This window comes from Streptomyces sp. NPDC002446, assembly GCF_053595675.1.
The window spans coordinates 60,994-78,343 of sequence record NZ_JBSFYC010000009.1; the positions used below are offsets into that span (position 1 = coordinate 60,994).

Below are 17,350 nucleotides of genomic sequence, written 5' to 3' on the forward strand. Positions count from 1 at the left end.
TGAGACATGGAAGCCAAGCACGACACCACGGCCGCCCCGACCCCGCTGAGCAGGGCGCTGGACACGGTCAAGAAGCTGCGGGCCCAGCTGGACGAGGCCGGCGGCAGCCAGCCGCTCGCCATCGTCGGCACCGGTCTGCGGTTCCCCGGCGGCATCGACGACCTCGACTCCTACTGGCAGGCGCTGTCCGAGGGCCGCGATCTGGTGCGGCCGCTGCCCCAGGAGCGCAAGGGGCCGTTCGCCGAGGAGTGGGACCGGCTGCCGCACCGCGGTGGGTTCCTCGACGAGGTCCTGGACTTCGACGCCTCGTTCTTCGGCATGGGAGAGGCGGAGGCCAGCGCCCTGGACCCGCAGCACCGGCTGCTGCTGGAGGTCGCCTGGGAGGCGCTGGAGAACGCGGCGCTGCCCGCCGACCGCCTCGACGGCGCCCGCACCGGCCTGTTCGTCGGCATCATGAACCACGACTGGTGGCACTGGCTGGACGGCGACCCCGACCGCCACTGGACGACGGGCAACGGGCACTACTTCGCGGCCGGGCGGCTCGCCTACGAGCTGGGGCTGGGCGGGCCCGCGATCGCGGTGGACACCGCCTGCTCCTCCTCGCTGGTCTCGGTCCACCTCGCCCGGCAGGCGCTCAGCCGCAAGGAGTGCGATGTGGCGCTGGCGGGCGGCGTGAACCTGGCGCTGTCGCCCCATATGACCAAGCAGCTGGACGCGTTGGGGTCGCTGGCCCCGGACGCCAAGTGCAAGTCGTTCGACGCCCGCGCCAACGGCTTCCCGCGCGGCGAGGGCTGCGGCGTCATCGTCCTCAAGCGGCTGGCGGACGCCCAGCGCGACGGGGACCGCGTGCTGGGCGTGCTCAAGGGCTCGGCGGTCAACCAGTACGGCCGGTCCACCGGGTTCACCGCTCCCAACGTGCTCTCGCTGATCGGCCTCATGGAGTCGGCCCTGTCGGACGCGGGCCTCACCCCGGCCGACATCGGTCTGGTGGAGGCGCACGGCACCGGGACGTCGCTGGGCGACACCATCGAGATGGAGGCCATTGTCTCCGTGCTCGGCCGCAAGAACGGCGGCGCCCGGCTGCCGGTCGGCTCCGTCAAGGCGAACCTGGGACACACCGAGTCGGCCGCCGGAATCGCCGCCCTGCTCAAGGCGCTCGCCTGCCTGCGGCACCGCGCGGTGCCGCCGCTGGCGCACTTCTCCACCCTCAACCCGCTCATCGACCTCGACGGTACGGGCGTCACCCTGCCCACCGAGCTGACGCCGTGGCCGCAGGGGACGGGTGGCCGTCATGTGGCGGTCAGCGCGTTCAGCATGGGCGGCACCAACGCCCATCTGCTCCTCGGCCCGGCCGAGGAGGGCGCGCCGGCGGCGGACGGCGGGGCCGCGCCGGTGGCGGGCTTCGAGCTGTCGGCCAAGTCGCCCGAGGCGGTGCGGGAGCTGGCCGGTCGGCTGCGCGGACGGCTCGCCGGGCTGTCCGACGCCGACTACCCGGCGTTCGCGTACACGGTCACCACCGGGCGCGCCCGGCACAAGTGGCTCGCCGCCGTCACCGCCGCCGACCGGGAGTCGGCGCTGACGGCGCTGGCGGCCCTGGCCGAGGGCAGGGCCGCGGACGCGGTCGCGCTGCGCGAGCGGGACGGTGACGCCGAGCCCGGCGCCGGGTTCGGTGAACTCCCGCGCGCTGTTCTCGACCTGCCGTCCTATCCGTGGCAGCGGCAGCGCTATGCGCCCGGGTCCGCGGCCCGTGCGGGGGCGGCGACGGGGGCGGTGCCCGCCCTGGCCGCGCCCGCCGAGGCCGCGCCGGAGCCCGCCGCCGACGCTGCCCCTTCGCCTGCCGTCGAGGAGACCGAAGGGACCAGGGCCCTCCACGAGGTGACCTGGCGCGAGGCGCCCGACGGCGGCGCCCCGCGCGCGGCGGCGGACGCCGGGTGGTGGCTGCTGTTCGCCGACCGCACCGGCCTGGCCGAGGAGCTGGCCGAGCAGATCGCCCACCGCTCCGGCAGCAGCGTCACGGTCACGGCGGGCCGGGGGTTCCAGCGGCTGTCCGACTCCCGCTACGAGATCGACCCGCTGCGGCAGGCCGACCTGACCGCCCTCCTCGACGCGCTGCGCGCCGACCGGCCCGGGCCCTGCGCCGGGGTCGTGCACGCCTGGAGCCTGGACTCCCCCGCGCCCGACGACGGCGCCGCGGACGGCACCGGTCAGCCCCCGGCGTGGCACTCCCGCGAGGCGGGCCGTGTCTCGGCCCGCCATCTCGTCCAGGAGCTGGCACAGCGGGACCTGGGCGGCGCGCCCCGGCTGACGCTGCTGACCCGCGGCGCCCAGCCCGTGACCAGCGGGGACTCCCCCAATGCCCTCGCCCAGGCGCCCCTGTGGGGCCTCGCCGGGCAGCGGGCGGCCCGGCCCGGTGCCGCGCGCCCCGCGCTGATCGACCTGGACCCCGCGCCCGCCGACGGCGAGGCCGCGCGGCTGCTGGACGAGCTGCTGCGCACGGGCGGCCCGGAGCGGCTCGCGCTGCGCGGCACGTCCCGCCAGGTGCCCGCGCTCGTCGCGCACGGCACGTCGCAGGGGACCGGCCCTGCCTGGCACCGGCGTCCGTTCGACGCCGCAAAGGACGAGAACCTGCGGGTCCTGGCGGCCCGGCCCGGCATCCTGACCAGCCTGGAGCCGACGCTGTGGCGGCGTACCCCGCCGGGCCCCGGTCAGGTCGAGATCGAGGTCGGCGCGGCCGCGCTGAACTTCAGCGACGTCCTGAAGGCGATGGACGCCTACCCCGGCGCGAGCGGCACCGTGCCGCTGGGCATCGAGTGCGCGGGGCGGATCAGCGCGGTCGGCGAGGGCGTCGAGGGGCACCGCGTGGGCGATCCGGTGATGGCGGTGGTGACCTCCGGGCTCGCCGCGTACGCCACCACCGAGGCCCACCTGGTCGCCCCCCGGCCCGAGGCGCTGACCGACGAGCAGGCCGCGGCCACCCCCGTCGCCTTCCTCACCGCCGTCTACGGCCTGGAGTACCTGGCCCGGCTGCGGCGGGGCGAGAAGGTGCTGATCCACTCCGCGACCGGCGGGGTGGGGCTGGCGGCGCTGATGGTGGCGCGGCGGTGCGGCGCGGAGGTCTTCGCGACGGCCGGCACCGAGGACAAGCGGCGGCTGCTGCGCGAACTGGGCCTGCCGGCGGACCATGTGATGGACTCCCGCTCGCTCGCCTTCGCCGACCGGATCGGGGAGCTCACCGGCGGCTACGGCGTCGATGTGGTGCTCAACTCGGTGACCGGCGAGGCGCTGGTGCGCAGCCTGGGGCTGCTCGCGCCGGGCGGCCGGTTCGTGGAGATCGGCAAACGCGACATCTACGACGACAACCCCATCGGCCTGGGCTTCTTCAAGGACAACCGGTCGCTGTTCGCCGTGGACCTGGAGAAGACGCTCTGGGAGCGGCCGCGGATCGTCGCGGAGCTGTTCGAGGAGGTGGCGGGCGGCTTCAAGAGCGGGCAGTTCGAGGCCCTGCCGGTGAAGTCGTTCCCGTACGCCGAGGCCCCGGCCGCGTTCGCGCGGATGGCGCAGGCACAGCACACCGGCAAGCTCGTGCTCACCCCGCGCGGGGACGAGGCGGTGGCGGTGCCCTCGGGACCGGGACCGGTCCGCTCCGGGGCGACGTACCTCGTGGCGGGCGCGGCGGACGGGGCACATCTGGCGGCCGCCCGTCAGCTGGCCGAGGCCGGTGCGCGCCATCTGGCGCTGCTGGGCGGCGAGTGGGGCTCCGGCGAGGCGGCCGAGGCGCTGGCGGAGCTGCGGTCGCGGCACGTCGAGGCGGAGCTGCTGGCGGCGGACCCGTCCGGGTACGACGCGGTGGCCGCGGCCGTGGCCCGTATCGGGGAGTCGATGCCGCCGCTGGCGGGCGTCGTGTACGCGGACGGCGGGCGGGCGGCGGGCGCCTGGAACCTGCACCGCGCCACCCTGGAGCGGGAGTTGGACCTCTTCGTCCTCGTCTCGGCGGGCGACGCCGCCGGGCAGGGCGTGGACGGCGGGCACGGCGAGGACGGCGGGCAGGAGGACGCCGGGCGCGCGGACGGCATCGGGGCCGGGGCGCTGCTGGACTCCCTGGCGCTGCACCGCCGTTGGCGCGGCCTGCCGGCGCTGAGCGTCGACGCGGGCGCCCTGGCCTCGCTGGGACGCCTGCTGGGCGCCCCGTCGGCGGCGGTCCGCGTGCTGGAGCCGGACCCGGCCGCCGTGGCCGCGATCGGTGCCGCGGCGCCGGGCGCGGTGGGGGCCGAGGGTGACGGCGGCGAAGCGATCCGCGGTGAGCTGCTGGCCCTCGAACCCGGCCGCCGGCGCCGTAACGCGCTGGTGCGCCACTGCCGGGAGCTGGCGGCCCGCGTGCTGCGCGCCGACGCCGGTGCCCTGGATCCGGCGGCACCGCTGGCGAGCATGGGCTTCGACTCGATGCGGACGCTCGAACTCCGTAGCCGTATGGAGGCCTCGATGGGCATCAAGCTCCCGGCCACGGTCGGCTGGCGCTACCCCACCCTCGACGCGCTGGTGCCGTTCCTCGCCGAGCGGATGGACATCGCCCTGGAGGCCGGGCCCGCGAGCCCGCCCGCAGACGGGCCCGGCACCGGCCCGGCACCCGGGGCGCGGCGCCCCGCACCCCCCACCCAGCCCCTCGTCGCGGACCGGGACGACGAGGAACCGGAGCTCGACGAGCTGTCCGACAGCGAGATCGAAGCACTCCTGCTTGCCAAGACAGAGCAGCTCGACGAAGGACGCCAAGGATGACCACGCGGGAAGACAAGCAGACGTCGGCGACGGCGATGAAGCGCGCCTACCTGACGATGGAGCGGCTGCAGCGCCGGATCGACGACTACGAGCGCGCCAGGACCGAGCCGATCGCCATCGTGGGGGTGGGCTGCCGGTTCCCCGGCGGGGTCACCGACCCCGACTCGTACTGGGAGCTGCTGACCAGCGGCACCGACGCCATCACCGAAGTCCCCGCGGACCGCTGGGACCTGGCGGAGTTCTACACCGAGGAGCTGCGCAGCCCCGGGAAGATCAACACCCGGTGGGGCGGCTTCGTCGACCACATCGACCGCTTCGACCACGACTTCTTCGGCATCTCGCGCCGCGAGGCGGTCTCCATGGACCCGCAGCAGCGGCTGATCCTCGAAGTGGCCTGGCAGGCGCTGGAGCACGCGGGCGTGCCGCCGACCTCGCTCGCGGGCAGCCAGACCGGCGTGTTCCTGGGCCTGGCGTCCAACGACTACGCGAGCGAGATCTTCCAGCACCCCGTCGACATCGCCGCGCACGCCAGCACCGGTACCGCGCACTCCATCGCCACCGGCCGGGTGTCCTACCTGCTGGATCTGCGCGGCCCGAGCGTGGCGGTGGACACCGCCTGCTCCTCGTCGCTGGTGGCCGTCCACCAGGCGTGCCAGAGCCTGCGGCTGGGCGAGTGCGATCTGGCGCTGGGCGGCGGCGTCAACGCCGTGCTCTCGCCCCAGCTGGCCATCTCCTTCTCGCAGTTCCCCGACATGCTGTCCGTGGACGGGCGCTGCAAGGCGTTCGACGCGTCGGCGGACGGGTTCGTGCGCAGCGAGGGCTGCGGCATCGTCGTCCTCAAGCGGCTGTCGGACGCGCTGCGCGACCAGGACCGCGTCCTGGCGGTGCTGCGCGGCTCGGCCATCAACCAGGACGGGCGCAGCTCGGGCCTGACCGCGCCCAACGGCGCGGCGCAGCGCGCGGTGCTGGAGCGGGCCGTCGCGGCCGCCGGTGTCGACCCGCACCAGGTCGGCTACGTGGAGACGCACGGCACCGGCACCAAGCTCGGCGACCCCATCGAGGTGGAGGCGCTGGCGGAGGTCTACGGCCACGAGGAGGGCGCGCCGGTCTATCTGGGCGCGGCCAAGACGAACATCGGGCACCTGGAGGCGGCGTCGGGCGTGGCCGGTCTGATCAAGGCCGCGCTGTGCGTGGATCGCGGCGCGGTCCCGGCGAATCTGCACTTCGACACGCTCAATCCGCACATCACCCTGGACGGCACCACGTTCACCGTGCCGACCCGGCTGACCGAGTGGCCGCAGCAGGAGGGCCGCCGACTGGCGGCCGTGAGCAGCTTCGGGTTCAGCGGCACCAACGCGCATGTGATCGTCGAGCAGGCCCCGGACCGCGTCGCGCCCTCGGGTGCGGACAACCGCCCGCGCTCGGTGCTGACGCTGTCCGCCAAGAGCGAGAAGTCGCTGCTCAAGCTGGCGCGCCGCTACCAGGACCGGCTGGCCTCCGCCGAGGAGTCGGAGTTCGCCGATGTGTGCTTCGCGGGGAACACCGGGCGCGCCCACTTCGCGCACCGGCTGGCGGCCGTGGGCTCGTCCTCGGGTGAACTCGCCGGTCTGCTGGGCGACTTCGTGCGCGGCGACGAGACCGAGGGGCTGCTGCTGGGTGAGGCCAACGCCACCGGCGCGAGCGATGTGGTCTTCCTGTTCACCGGGCAGGGTCCGCAGCGGGTGGGCATGGCCCGCGAGCTGTTCCGTACCCAGCCGGCGTTCCGCAGGACCCTGGAGCGCTGCGACGAGATCCTGCGCCCGGTGCTGGACACCCCGCTGCTGACCGCGCTGTACCCCGAGGACCCCGAGGACCCGGCGGCCATCGCGCTGATCAACGACATGGAGTACGCGCAGCCCGCGCTGTTCGCCGTGGAGTACGCGCTGGCCGAGCTGTGGCGCTCCTGGGGCGTGGAGCCGGCCGCGGTGGTCGGCCACAGCCTCGGCGAGTACGCCGCGGCCTGCTTCGCGGGCGCGATGCCGCTGGAGGACGGCCTGCGGCTGGCCGCCGAGCGCGGGCGGCTGCTGCAGCAGCTCGCCGAGAGCGGTTCGATGGCCGCGGTGTTCGCCCCGGCGTCCGACGTCGCCGAGGTGCTGTCCGCTTACGAGGAGTCGCAGATCTCCGTCGCGGCCGTCAACGGGCCCGCGAACACCGCGATTTCGGGCGAGCGGGAGATCGTGGCGGCGGTCTGCGAGACCTTCACGGCGCGCGGCGTGGACGCCAAGCAGCTGCGGATCTCCACGTCCTCGCACTCGCCGCTGGTCGAGCCGGTCCTGGAGCCGCTGCGCCGGGCGCTGGAGAAGGTCGAGTTCGCCCCGCCGCGGATTCCGCTGGTCGCCAACCTGACCGGCCGGCTGTGGCCGTGGGACAAGGCGCCGGACGTGGAGTACTGGCTGCAGCACGCCCGTCAGCCGGTGCTGTTCGCCGACAGCGTCCGCACCCTGCACGAGATGGGCTACCGCACCTTCCTGGAGGTGGGCCCGGCCCCGATCCTGCTGGGGCTGACCGGAGAGATCCTGGCGGGCGACGACGAGGTGCTGATGCTGCCGAGCCTGCGGCCGAAGCTGGACGACTGGGAGGTGATCCTCGGCAGCGTCAGCGAGCTGTACGTACGCGGCGCGGCCCTCGACTGGCACGGCTTCGACCGCGACTACCCGCGTTCCAGGGTGGAGCTGCCGCACTACCCGTTCGATGCGACGCGGGTGTGGCACGAGCCGAGCGGTGCGGCCGAGGGCCCCTTCGACTGGGGCCGCCAGGCGGGCGCGCCGGCCGCGGCGCGGCGGGCTCCGGCCCCCTCCGGGGAGTCCTCGGGCCGGGCTGGCAACCGCCGTACGGCACCGGGCCGTTCGGGTGCGGGCCGGTCGGCGGCAGGCCGGGCCGCCGCGCCGCGCGCCTCGTCCCGGACCCGCTCCGGCGCCTCCGGGGGCCGCTCGCTCGCCGGCAAGCTGCCCACCGCCGAGGAGCTGCTGCGGCTGCCGGCCGCCGAGCGCCCCGAGGCGCTGATGACGCAGCTGGTGCAGAGCGTGCAGGCGGCGCTCGGCTCGAAGTCCACGTCCACGGTGGGCATGGACGAGCCGCTGTCCTCGCTCGGCCTGGACTCCTTGATGGCCGTGGAGCTGCGCAACGCGATCCAGGGCCGGCTGGGCGTCTCGATCGCCATCGCGAGCTTCCTGCGCGGCGCGACCGTCCGCACGCTGTCCGAGCAGATCACCGGCCAGCTGACCGGGGCCGACGGCCGGGCCGGCGGCGGCGCGGCCGACGAGGACCAGCCCATCCGGCGGGCCGCTCGCTCCCAGGACCTGACGGCCGAGCTGCTGGCGAAGCTGGAGGAGCTGCCCGAGGAGCCGGTGGGCACCCCGGCGGGATCGGAGGGGAGCGATGACTGACCTGGACGAGCGGCTGGCCGCGCTCTCCCCGCACAAGCGCGCGCTGCTGGAGAAGATGCTGGCGGAGAGCGGGCAGGCCGAGAGCACGTTCCCCATCGCGGTGCTCCAGCAGGGCATGTGGTTCCTGGAGCAGCTGCGGCCCGACAACCCCGCCTACGTCGTGCCCAGCGCAGTCCGCATCCGGGGCCCGCTGGACACGAAGGTGCTGTCCGCCGCCCTGGACGAGATCGTGCGGCGGCACGAGGCGCTGCGCACCACCTTCCAGCTGCGCGACGGCAAGCCCACCCAGGTCGTCAGCGACCACCTGTCCGTCGCGCCGCCCGAGACCGACCTGCGCCAACTGGGGCTGACCGAGGAGGAGTTGGAGTCGCGGATCGCCGCCGAGGCGCTGGGCGAGCCGTTCGACCTCCAGGCGGGCCCGCTGCTGCGGATGTCGCTGCTGCGCACCGGCGACGACGAGTACGTCCTGGTGATGGCGCTGCACCACCTCATCTCGGACCGCTGGTCGGTGGGCATCCTGCTGACCGAGCTGTCCGCGCTGTACGAGGCTAAGCTGTCCGGCCTGCCCTCGCCGCTGCCCGAACTGCCCGTCCAGTACGGCGACTTCGCCACCTGGCAGCAACATCAGCTCGCCAAGGGCCGCTGGGAGGGCGACCTGGCGTACTGGCGCGAGCACCTGGCGGGAGCTCCGGCGGCGCTGGAGCTGCCGACCGACAAGCCCCGCCCGGCCGTCCAGGGCTTCAACGGCGCGACGCTGCCCGTCCGCCTCCCCAAGGAGCTGATGGACGAGCTGGGCGCACTGGCAGGACGGCACGGCGCGACCCCGTACATGGCGCTGCTCGCGGCCTTCACGGTGCTGCTGCACCGCTACAGCAACCAGGACGACGTGGTGGTGGCGGTGCCGACGGCCGTCCGCGGCCGCGCCGAGATCGAGTCGCTGATCGGCTACTTCGTCAACACCCTGCCCCTGCGCACCCGGCTGGACGGCGAGGCCGGCTTCGTCCAGGTGCTGGAGCAGGTGCGGGACGCGTGCCTGGGTGCGTACGAGCACCAGGAGGTGCCGTTCGAGCTGCTGGTGACGGATCTGAAGACGACCCGTGACCTGAGCCGCCCCCCGGTGTGCCAGGTCAGCTTCTCCTACGGCCGGGAGCCGGTGCCCACGCTGGCCATGGGCGGCGCCGAGCTGCGCCGGCTGCTCGTCAGGAGCGAGGGCGCCCGGTTCGACCTGGAACTGCAGGCGTTCGACGACGACGGTGCGCTCAGCGGCTGGTTCGAGTACGACCGTGACCTGTTCGAGGAGGCCACCGTCGCGCGCCTGGCCGGGCACTTCAGGCACCTGATCGAGGAGGCGGTGGCCGACCCGCGGCGGGCCGTGGACGAACTGGAGCTGCTCGACGCCGCCGAGCGGCACCGCGTCCTGGTCGGTGCCAACGACACCGCTCGCGCCTGGCCCGAGGAAGACGGCCTGATCCACCAGTGCTTCGAGGCCCGTGCCCGCGAGCACCCCGACGCCGAGGCGCTGCGCTTCGAGGGCACCAGCCTGAGCTACGCGGAGCTGAACCGGCGCGCCAACCAGCTCGCGCACCGCCTGATCCGGCTGGGTGTGGGCCGCGACGTCCTGGTGGGCGTCAGCATGGAGCGCTCGCTGGAGCTGGTGGTGGCCCTGCTGGCGGTGGTCAAGGCGGGCGGCGCGTACGTTCCGCTGGACCCCACGTATCCGGCTTCCCGGCTGGAGCACATGATCGGCGACTCCCGGGTGCCGGTGCTGCTCACCCAGCGCCGCGTCCTGGAGACCCTGCCGCCCGCCGCGACGGCCGAGGTGCTGTGCCTGGAGGAGCTGGCGGACGAGCTGGCCGCCGAGCCGGACCACGATCCGGATGTGCCGGTGGACGGCGAGGACCTGGCGTACGTCATCTACACCTCCGGTTCGACGGGCCTGCCCAAGGGCGTGATGAACGTGCACGCCGCGATCCGCAACCGGCTGCTGTGGATGCAGGACGCCTACCGCCTGGACGCGAGCGACCGGGTGCTGCAGAAGACGCCGTTCTCGTTCGACGTGTCGGTGTGGGAGTTCTTCTGGCCGCTGATGGCGGGCGCGACGCTGGTCGTCGCCCGGCCCGAGGGCCACAAGGACGGCGGCTACCTCGCCCGGGCGATCCGCGAGGAGCACATCACCACGGTGCACTTCGTGCCGTCCATGCTCCAGGTCTTCCTCCAGGAGCGGGTCGAGGAGTGCGTGAGCCTGCGCCGGGTGATCTGCAGCGGCGAGGCGCTGCCCCGCGATCTGCAGGACCGCTTCCTTGCCCGGTCGGGCGCCGAGCTGCACAACCTGTACGGCCCGACGGAGGCCGCCATCGACGTCACGTCCTGGGCCTGCCGGGCCGACGGCGATCTGCGCCCGGTACCGATCGGCTCGCCCATCGCCAACACCCAGCTGTACGTACTGGACCGCCATCTGCGGCCCGTTCCGACCGGCGTCGCGGGCGAACTGCACATCGGCGGGCGCAACTTGGCGCGCGGCTACCTCGGCCGGCCCGAGCTGACGGCCGAGCGGTTCATCGACAACCCCTTCGCCGGTGAGACGCCGGGCGAGCGCCTGTACCGGACCGGGGACCTGGCGCGCGTGCGGCACGACGGCGCCATCGAGTTCCTGGGCCGGCTGGACCACCAGGTCAAGCTGCGCGGGTTCCGTATCGAACTGGGCGAGATCGAGGCCGCGCTGACCGACCACGCGCTGGTGCGCGAGGCGGTGGTGGTGGCCCGCGAGCTGCAGGCGGGCGATGTCCGGCTGGTGGCGTATGTGACGCCGCGCGGCGAGGGCGCACCCGGGAGCGGGGAGCTGATCGGCCACCTCAAAGAGCGGCTGCCCGACTACATGGTCCCGGCCGCCTTCGAAGTGCTCGACAGCCTTCCGCTCTCCCCGAGCGGCAAGGTCGACCGCAAGGCCCTGCCCGAGCCCGCCAGCATCAGGCCGCAGCTGGCGACGCGGTACGTGGCGCCGGGCGAGGGCCTGCAGACCACGCTCGCCGCGCTCTGGCGCAAGCTCCTGGGCGTGGACCGGGTCGGCCTGCACGACAACTTCTTCGACCTCGGCGGCCACTCGCTGCTGATGGCCGAACTGCGTACCCAGCTCACCCGAGAGACCGAACACCAGGTGTCGATGGTCGAGCTGTTCCAGCACCCCACGGTGGCGTCACTGGCCGCGTTCCTCACCCGGCCCGAGGGCTCGTCCGGGGCCACCCCGAGCGGTGCCCGGGACCGCGCCGAGAACCGGCGCCGCTCCCGCGCCCGCAGGCAGCAAGCGGCTGACCGCCGAGCCCGTTCCAACAGCAGCGATAGGTGATCCGGATGTCCGAGATACGTGAAGACCTCGACCGCGTGGCGATCGTCGGCATGGCGGGGCGTTTCCCCGGAGCGCCCGATGTGGACGCGTTCTGGGAGAACCTCACGCAGGGGCGTGAGGGCATCGGCTTCTTCTCCGACGACGAGCTGCGCGCGTCGGGGGTGAGCGAGGAGACGCTGCGCCAGGAGTCCTTCGTCAAGGCCAAGGGCGAGCTGGAGGACGCCGACCGCTTCGACGCGTCGTTCTTCGGCTACAGCCCCCGCGAGGCGGAGATCATGGACCCGCAGCACCGGGTGTTCCTGGAGCTGGCGTGGGAGGCGCTGGAGAACGCGGGCTGTGTGCCGCAGGACTTCGACGGCCGGATCGGGGTGTTCGCCGGTGCCGGTCTCAACAGCTACCTGCTGCACAACGTCATGGCCAATCAGAAGGTCTTCGACGCGGCGGGCATGTACCAGACGCTGCTGGCCAGCGACAAGGACTTCCTGTCCACGCGGGTGGCGTACAAGCTGGGCCTGAAGGGCCCGGCCCTCACCGTGCAGACCGCGTGCTCCACGTCGCTCACGGCGGTGCACCTGGCCGTGCAGAGCCTGCTCAACGGCGAGTGCGACATCGCGCTCGCGGGCGGCGTGGCCGTCAGCTCGCCGCTGAAGAACGGCCACACCTACGAGACCGGCGGCATCCTGTCCCCGGACGGGCACTGCCGCCCCTTCGACGCCGAGGCGGGCGGCACGGTGGCCGGCAACGGCGCGGGCCTCGTCGTGCTGCGCCGCCTGGAGGACGCCCGGTCCGGCGGCGACCGGATCGACGCGGTCATCCGCGGATCCGCCGTCAACAACGACGGCTCGCTGAAGGCCGGTTACACCGCGCCCAGTGTGGAGGGCCAGGCCGAGGTCATCACCGAGGCACTGGCGGTCGCGGACGTGGACCCGGCCACCGTCGGGTACGTGGAGACCCACGGCACCGGCACCCGCCTGGGCGACCCCATCGAGATCGCGGCGCTGACCCGCGCCTACCGCGAGCAGACCGACGCGAGCGGCTACTGCGCCATCGGTTCCGTCAAGAGCAACATCGGGCACCTGGACGCGGCGGCGGGCGTCACCTCCCTGATCAAGGCCGTCCTCGTGCTGCGGCACCAGGCCATTCCGCCGACCCTGCACTTCGCCTCGCCCAACCCCGAACTGGGCCTGGAGTCCAGCCCGTTCTACGTCAACGACGAGCTGCGGCCCTGGCCGCGGCAGGAGGGGCAGCCGCGCCTGGCCGCGGTCAGCTCGTTCGGCATCGGCGGCACCAATGTGCACGTCGTCCTTGAGGAAGCCCCCGACGAGGCTCCCGGCAAGGCTTCCGGCGGCGCGCACGACGGCGCGGACCGCCCGGTGGTGCTGCCGCTGTCGGCGAAGACCGGGCAGGCCGTGGCCGACGGCGCCGAGCGCCTGGCCGGCTACCTGGAGCAGCACCCGGACGTCTCGCTCGCCGACGTCTCCCACACCCTCGCCCACCGCCGGCACGCCTTCGGGCACCGCACGGCGGTGGCCGCCCTCGACCGCGCCGGGGCCGTCGCGGCGCTGCGCGGCGTGCGGGCCGCCGACACCGTCGCGGCGCGCGAGAACGGCGCGAACGTGGCGTTCCTCTTCCCCGGCCAGGGTGCCCAGTACGTGAACATGGCCCGGGACCTGTACGCGCACGAGCCGGTGTTCGCCCGTGAACTGGACCACTGCGCCGAGCTGTTCACCCCTCACCTGGGCGAGGACCTGCGCACGCTGCTGTTCGCGGACCTCGACGAGGCCGGGGCCGCCGAGGCCGCGGCGGCGAAGCTGGAGCAGACGCGGATCACCCAGCCGGTGCTGTTCCTGGTCGAGTACGCGCTCGCGCAGCTGTGGCTGTCGTGGGGCGTGCGGCCGCGCGCGATGGCCGGGCACAGCATCGGCGAGTACGTCGCCGCCTGCCTGGCCGGGGTGTTCTCCCTGGAGGACGCGGTGCGCCTGGTGGCGGCCCGCGGCCGCCTGGTGCAGGAGATGCCGCGCGGGTCGATGCTGACGGTCTTCCTGCCGGAGTCCGAGGCCGCCGCCTACCTGGGCGGCGAGGTGACGCTGGCGGCCGTGAACTCCTCGGCCCTGACGGTGGTTTCGGGCCTGTCCGAGGCCATCGACGCCCTGGAGCGGCGGCTCAAGGACGAAGGTGTGTCCTGCCGCAGGCTGCACACCTCGCACGCCTTCCACTCCCCCAGCATGGACGGCGCGGTCGGCCCGCTGGTCGAGGAGGTGCGCACGGTCGCGCTGAGCGCCCCCTCGATCCCCTTCCTGTCGAACGTGACCGGCACGTGGATCACCGACGAGCAGGCCACCGATCCCGAGTACTGGGGCCGTCACCTGCGGCAGCCGGTGCGGTTCGCCGACTCGGTGGCCGAGCTGGCCGCCGACCCGTCGCTGGTGGCACTGGAGGTCGGCCCCGGGCACACGCTGGGCAACTTCGTCCGCCAGCACACCGCTTGGGGCCAGGAGCGGGTCGCGGTGGGTTCCCTGCGGCACCCCAACGACCGGCAGGACGACCGTGTCCACCTGCTGCGGTCCCTGGGCGCGCTGTGGAGCGCGGGGGTGCCGGTGGACTTCGCGGTCCTCGACGACGAGGACGGGCGCCGGGTGCTGGACCTGCCGGCGTACGCCTTCCAGCGGCAGCGGTACTGGGTGGAGCCGGACGCCGACGCGCGCCCGGACGCCGCCTCCCGCGCCCTGGCCCAGGCGCCGGTCGACGACTGGTTCTACACGCCCGGCTGGAAGCGGCTGCCCCCGCTGGGCGCACCGGGCACGGCCGCCGCGGACGGCACCCTGTGGGTCGTCCTCGGTGACGGGCCCGGCCTGGGCGACGCGCTGGCGCGGCGCCTGGAGGACGGGGGCGGCGAGGTGGTCCGCGTCGGTGCCGCAGAGACGTTCACGGTGCGCGGCGACGGCTCGTACGCACTGGACCCGGCCGACCGCGAGCACCTGGCCGACCTGGTCAAGTCCCTTGACTCCAGGGCCCCTTCGGCGCTGCGCTTCGTGCATCTGTTCAGCCTGGCCGGTGAGCCGTCCGCGTCCCCGGACGGAGCCCTGGACTCGGTCCGTCTCGACGAGTCCCGGCGGCTCGGCTTCGACAGCCTGCTCGCGCTGGCCCAGGCCCTGGACGACGTACGCCCCTCGGCGGCGGCCGGCATCGACGTGCTGTGCGAAGGCGTCCGGTCGGTGACCGGCGAGGAGCGGCTGCGGCCGGAGAACGCGACACTGACCGGCGCGGCCACCGTCATCCCGCAGGAGCTGTCGGACACCGCCGTGCGCACCCTGGACATCACCGGCGCCGACCCCGCCGCTCCCCGGGAGCAGACGGTGCGCGCGGTGCACACCGCCGTCACCCACGCCACCGCGGACCGCGACCTGGCGCTGCGCGGCGCGCACTGGTGGGCGCGCGGCTTCGACGCCGTCCCGCTCGGCCCGGACACCGGCGCCGCGCCCGCGCGGCTGCGCGACGGCGGCGTCTACCTGATCACCGGCGGCCTGGGCGGCGTCGGGCTGGCGCTGGCCGAGGACATCGCGGGCGGCGTCCAGGCGCCCGTCCTGGCGCTGCTGAGCCGCTCGCCGTTCCCCGCCGAGCAGGAGTGGGACGCCCACCTGGCCGGGGACGGCGGGCAGGACGCCACCGCGGCCCGTATCCACCGCCTGCGCGCCCTGAAGGACCTGGGCGCCCAGGTCACCGTCCTGACCGGCGATGTGACCGACGCGGAGCAGATGGCGGCCCATGTCGCACGGCTGCGCAAGGACCACGGCGGCCTGCACGGCGTGATCCATGCGGCGGGGCTGCCCTCCAGCGGCATGATCGCCCGCAAGACCCGCCAGGACGTGGACGGGGTGCTGGCGGCCAAGACCCGCGGCACCCTCGTACTGGACCGGGTCTGCGGCGACGAGCTGGACTTCTTCCTGCTGTGCTCGTCCGTCACCGCGGTCCTGGGCGGGCCCGGCCAGAGCGACTACGCCGCGGCCAACGCCTTCCTGGACGCCTTCGCCGAGTGGAAGAGCCGGCGCGGCGCCACGCAGGTGACCGCCGTCAACTGGGGCACCTGGAACGGCGTGGGCATGGCCGCCGACGGCCTGGTCGCGCAGATCGGCGGCGGCGAGGGCGCCGGGGAGCCGACCGGCCACCCGCTGCTGCGCCTGCTGGAGACCGGCGCAGGCACCCGCACCTACAGCGCGACGTTCAGCACCGCGGACAGCTGGGTCGTCTCCGACCACCGGCTGATGGGCCACGGCCTGGTGCCGGGCACCGCCTATCTCGACCTGGTGCACGCGGCGCTGGCCGAGCAGGCCGCCGGGCGCGCGGTGCAGTTGCACGACGTGCTGTTCATGCAGCCGGTCATCGTCCCGGACGAGCAGCGGCGCACCGTGTTCCTGACGGTGGAGGAGGACGGCGACCAGCTGCGGTTCACGGTACGCAGCCGCGCCGAGGGCGGTGCTTCCTGGCGCGACCACGCCGTGGGCACCGCGACGTTCGCCGAGCGCGGCGCCGACACCGTCCGCGACCTGGACGAGGTGCTGGCGCGGTGCGAGGTCACCGAGGTCCTCGACGGCGCCGAGGAGATCAAGAAGCGGCTGCGGGTGGACGCCTTCGAGAAGGGCAGGGGCCCGCTGGAGTTCTGGTTCGGCCCGCGCTGGCAGCTGCTGGAGTCCGTCCACACCGGCGGCCGCCGGATGCTGGCCACCCTCGCGCTGGACGAGGAGTTCCGGGCCGACACCGAGGAGTTCCCGCTCCACCCGGCGCTGCTGGACATGGCCGGCGGTGTCTTCCGCATCCACGCCAAGCACCTGTACTACCTGCCGCTGACCTACCGCGCCCTGAAGGTCCACCACCCGCTGACACCGACGGTGCTGTGCGCGGTGGAGATGAAGGACTCCGGCGAGGGCGAGACGATGTCCTGCGACATCGAACTGCTCTCGCCCGAGGGCCTGTTGCTCGTCGAGATCACCGACTTCACCATCAAGCGCATCAACGACGTCGACGCCCTGCTGGAGCAGATCCGGCACGTCGTCGCCGAGGCGGAGAGCGCGGGCGAGCAGGGCGGCGCGGACGAGGAGGAAGGCGGCGTCCTGCGGACGCTGAGCGAGGGCATGAGCGAGCGCGAGGGCCGGCAGGCGTTCGCCCGCATACTGTCCGCGCCGGTCCTGCCGCACCAGCTCGTGGTGTCCGCCAAGGACTTCGGGGCACTGCGCGAACTGGCCGCGACCATCACGCCCGAGCTGCTGGCCCGGGAGGTCGAGCAGCTGGCGCCGGTGGCCGCCGCCCACCCGCGCCCCGACCTCGACACCCCCTACGTCGCGCCGGCCACGGAGGCCGAGCTCGGGGTCGCCGCGGTATGGCGGGAGGTCCTGGGCGTCGAGGAGGTCGGCGTCAACGACGACTTCTTCGCCCTCGGCGGGCACTCGCTGGCCGCGGTGCAGATCGGCACCCGCGTCCACAGCCGGTTCGGCGTGGAGCTGGACCTGCGGGACTTCTTCAACGACCCCACGGTGGCCCACACCGTCACCCTGCTGTCCGCCGGCGCGGGCCAGGGCGGCGAGGCCGACGTGATCCAGGCGCTCCGCCGCGAGGAGACCGAGGACGTCGACGACTCCCTGGAGGAGCTGGACCTGGCGAACCTCTCGGACGAGGAGATCGAGGCCCGACTCCAGCAACTGCTCGCCGAGGAGTCCTAGCGCCGAGCGGGACGCGGGGCCGTATCGGCATGCGGCTCCGCGTCCCGTGAGCGCGAGAAGCCACCGAGGGGCCCGCAGCCGAAGCAGCGCCCCAG

The 17,350-nt window shown here is 74.0% G+C and carries 4 protein-coding genes; all 4 read left to right on the plus strand.

Features of this window, described 5'->3' with window-relative positions; genetic code table 11:
* Positions 1–6 precede the first annotated feature (6 nt).
* The 4 genes from ACWD6P_RS07865 to ACWD6P_RS07880 are packed head-to-tail and all read left to right on the plus strand — an operon-like array spanning position 7 to position 17,255.
* Positions 7–4,773 (plus strand): beta-ketoacyl synthase N-terminal-like domain-containing protein, encoded by a 4,767-nt coding sequence (locus ACWD6P_RS07865; protein WP_451443153.1) that lies wholly within the window; start codon positions 7–9, stop codon positions 4,771–4,773.
* The gene (locus ACWD6P_RS07870; protein ID WP_451443154.1) at positions 4,770–8,198 is read left to right on the plus strand and encodes a type I polyketide synthase; all 3,429 of its coding nucleotides are present in this window, start codon (positions 4,770–4,772) and stop codon (positions 8,196–8,198) included. Before ACWD6P_RS07865 ends, ACWD6P_RS07870 begins: the two co-directional genes overlap by 4 nt.
* Complete coding sequence (locus ACWD6P_RS07875; RefSeq protein ID WP_451443155.1) at positions 8,191–11,541, plus strand: amino acid adenylation domain-containing protein; 3,351 nt, start codon at positions 8,191–8,193, stop codon at positions 11,539–11,541. Before ACWD6P_RS07870 ends, ACWD6P_RS07875 begins: the two co-directional genes overlap by 8 nt.
* Positions 11,542–11,546: 5 nt before the next feature.
* Positions 11,547–17,255, plus strand: a complete 5,709-nt coding sequence (locus tag ACWD6P_RS07880; RefSeq protein WP_451443156.1) for an SDR family NAD(P)-dependent oxidoreductase — start codon at positions 11,547–11,549, stop codon at positions 17,253–17,255.
* Positions 17,256–17,350 lie beyond the last annotated feature (95 nt).

What these genes read in the sequence shown, in the direction of transcription:
- ACWD6P_RS07865 (WP_451443153.1), top strand. Translation starts at nt 7, where the DNA reads ATGGAAGCCAAGCACGACACCACGGCCGCCCCGACCCCGCTGAGCAGG.
- ACWD6P_RS07870 (WP_451443154.1), top strand. Translation starts at nt 4,770, where the DNA reads ATGACCACGCGGGAAGACAAGCAGACGTCGGCGACGGCGATGAAGCGC.
- ACWD6P_RS07875 (WP_451443155.1), top strand. Translation starts at nt 8,191, where the DNA reads ATGACTGACCTGGACGAGCGGCTGGCCGCGCTCTCCCCGCACAAGCGC.
- ACWD6P_RS07880 (WP_451443156.1), top strand. Translation starts at nt 11,547, where the DNA reads ATGTCCGAGATACGTGAAGACCTCGACCGCGTGGCGATCGTCGGCATG.